This window comes from Paenimyroides marinum (assembly GCF_900108395.1).
GTDB lineage: Bacteria > Bacteroidota > Bacteroidia > Flavobacteriales > Flavobacteriaceae > Flavobacterium > Flavobacterium marinum.
Map to the genome: position 1 here is coordinate 1 of NZ_FNXE01000088.1, position 2,086 is coordinate 2,086.

The following is a 2,086-nucleotide window of genomic DNA, read 5'->3' on the forward strand; positions in this document are numbered from 1 at the left end:
CAGTTGCTGAAGTTGCACCTGTAGTTGAGCCTGACTGAACTACTGTACCGCTTGCATCTCGTACTTCATATTCATAACCTGTTACTCCGGTTGCTGTTGAAGCGTCCCACGAAATATTTGCAGTTGTTGTTGTCACGTTTGTAACATCTATCCCCAATGGAAAAATACAAGGAGACAAATCTTCGTAATAAACATCGTCTATATAAATGTTCGGATATTGACTCGGTGCTCCGTAAAACGCAATGGCAAAGTAATCATCGGTAGTTACGGGCAATGGCACGATATATTCCTGCCAACCGGTCGTTTTTAAAGGAATTGTTTGTATTAGAGTTTGGGCAGCTGTAGAAGTTTTCCCATCTAAACTATAAACCCTTATTTCTGTTCCAATTATACCGGTCGATGAAAGATTTGCCGAGAAACGCACTTGTTTGGTTCCGTTTCCTAAATCTACCGTTTCAGGCGATACTAAGAATAATTCTGTATCACTATATGGATAAGCATAAAAGCCTTTTCCTGTTTGTCCACCAGTTGATGTGTATCCATAACCATAACCCGTATTTACAAAATAACTCCAACAATCCGGAACCGTAGGGTTTGAATAGCCCCCTGTAACTGTTGTCTCAAAATCTTCGTAAAAGTTACCTATAGGTGCTATGTGAGCCACTGAAACCACAGTAGATGTATCATTACTATTACTGGTCGTACAGGTTACAATACAACGATAATCGGTATCTGCGGTTTGATTTGTTACAGTATAAGATATAGTTGTAGCCCCCGTTAAATTTGTCCAGGTCCCAGCACCTTGCGGTGAACTCTGCCATTGATAAGTTAAATTGCCCCCAACAGTACTACCTGTAAGTAATAAAGTAAAAGGATCTCCGGCACATGTTCTTTGTGTAGCTGAGGCAGTTCCTGCTGTAGGTGTACCTGTACATGGAGTGAGAGGTAATATATTTACACTGTAATCGTGTGCTTCACCATAATCTTCATTGGAGCAAGCATCAAATCCTAATCCGTTATACACTACACGAACACGCATTCTGCGAATACCTGGTGTTGCTGTAATTGGAATGTCAATTGTAGCAGTTGAAAAAGATGGATGTTGATCTAAAGATAAATCTGTTAATAATTTTTCAGTAGTATTATCAAATGTACCATCATTGTTAAAATCAATCCAGATGCTTGCTTTTTCCCAACCTGCAGTATAATTTGTATTCATTTCAACAGGATAGGACTGCCCTGGAAGAAGATCAACGGCTGGTATTGCAGTACTATTATCCAAATACCCATTAGTTGTACAACCTGTGTTTAAATCGCTAATCACAGATGTACCTTGACCGGTAATCTTAAAACTGTTTAGGTCGTCATCCCAACTACAGCCAGTAAAATATGCTGGTGTACAGTAAGTCTGTGCTGCACCATTTAAAACCGGCAAAAACAAACCAAATAATAAAAAAATCAAGGTTTTGGTGTTTAGCCACCGTATCTTTAACCTAGATAAATGTGTAATTTTTTTCATATTTTAGACATCAGTTAATTAATTAAAAGATAAACTTAAATATTTTTTCTGAATTTTTTAGGTTTAAATTATAAAAAAATTAACTAAATATAAATAATATTCTTTAAGGAAAAAGTTTTTTCTTTTTATATAATGAAAAAACAGGGCTATAATACATAAAAGTATGTCGTTTTTGCCTTGGTTTCGTTTTTTGCAAAGTATAAATCCTTTACTTATTGTGTTTGAATTCTACAAAAAAAACAAACTCTACATCGTTGCTTTCTGAGCTTGAAGTTTTTCTTGGTGTTAAAAATTCAGAAATTTTTCTTTAATTTTTTGTATTTCGAATTCCTCGGAAAAGTAGTTATCTGCCCTAATTTTTAGTCTTTTTTGAAATAATTGTTCAACATAAGCTTTTTATTTTTAACACGCTACAAATTAATAAATTTGCAATTATATAGGAATAGCCTAAGTTTTCCTTTTTTGAAAAAAAAGGCTATCTCAAATGTGAAATAGCCTTTTTAATTAAAAGATTATTAATCTTTATTTTTTTATGATTTTAATGAATTGCGAAGCCTTTTCGGTTTG

1 protein-coding gene is annotated in these 2,086 nt (G+C 34.6%); it reads right to left on the reverse strand.

Going from position 1 to position 2,086, the window contains the following annotated elements; genetic code table 11:
- On the reverse strand, positions 1-1,519 hold a 1,519-nt coding region (locus BLW20_RS14470; RefSeq protein WP_177165112.1), incomplete at its 3' end, for a GEVED domain-containing protein.
- Positions 1,520-2,086 lie beyond the last annotated feature (567 nt).